The 974-nt window shown below is 42.6% G+C and carries 1 protein-coding gene and 1 pseudogene; both read right to left on the bottom strand.

What is annotated here, in order from left to right; genetic code table 11:
- A pseudogene (locus tag HP456_RS24335) lies at positions 1 to 638 on the bottom strand (ABC transporter ATP-binding protein); the annotation flags it as partial.
- A 99-nt stretch (positions 639 to 737) separates the two neighbouring features.
- Positions 738 to 974, bottom strand: a 237-nt coding sequence (locus HP456_RS24330) for a helix-turn-helix domain-containing protein (RefSeq protein ID WP_172255796.1), incomplete at its 5' end; no start/stop codon positions are given.

Raw genomic sequence — 974 nt, 5'->3', positions numbered from 1 at the left:
ATGACTCCATCTTTCATGACAACGATCCTGCTGGCCATTGTCATCGCTTCAGTCTGATCGTGAGTTACATAAATTGTCGTTGTTTGCAGGCGTTGGTGAAGCTTCGCGATTTCAGCACGCATCTGGACACGCAGCTTCGCGTCAAGGTTCGATAATGGCTCATCCATCAAGAATACCTTTGCATCGCGGACGATTGCACGGCCAAGGGCAACACGCTGACGCTGACCGCCTGATAAGGCTTTGGGCTTACGGTCTAACAATGCTTCAAGACCAAGGATTTTTGCAGCTTCCTGAACGCGGCGGTCGATTTCTTTTTTATCGAATTTACGAAGCTTAAGTCCGAATGCCATATTGTCATACACGCTCATATGAGGGTAAAGTGCGTAGTTCTGGAATACCATTGCAATATCACGATCTTTAGGAGCTACATCGTTTACGCGTTTTCCATCGATGGAAAAATCACCTTTCGAAATTTCCTCCAACCCGGCGATCATCCGAAGTGTTGTCGACTTTCCGCATCCTGATGGACCTACAAATACGATAAACTCCTTATCATGAATATGCAGGTTGAAATCATTTACAGCCGTAACTTTACTATCGTAGACCTTATAAATATTATCTAATTTTAATTCAGCCAATTTCGTTTCTCCTCCCGATTTGAAAACGTTTTATTCTATATGAACATTGTAAAGAAAGCGGATTCAAAACGGTATGGTCAACGTGCACAAAATTGCCGTTCACTTTTTATGCAGGTTGTCTGATTCGAAGGCCAGGAGTGCGAGATAGGCAAGCAGTGCTCCCTGAAACGATTTTATATCAATAGAAGTCTTTTCGATGAATTTGTCGATTCGATACTGTACGCTATTCCGGTGCATAAACAATTTTTTTGCAGTTTGGCTGATATTTGATTGATTCTCAAGAAACGCTTTCACCGTATGAATCAGCTCGGTGTCTTCCTCGAATATTTGTGAGAT

It is taken from the genome of Bacillus haikouensis (genome assembly GCF_013179555.1).
GTDB classification, from domain to species: Bacteria; Bacillota; Bacilli; order Bacillales; family Bacillaceae_B; genus Rossellomorea; species Rossellomorea haikouensis_A.
The sequence above is the reverse complement of the archived record's forward strand: the minus strand, read 5'-3'. Positions and strand labels throughout refer to the sequence as shown.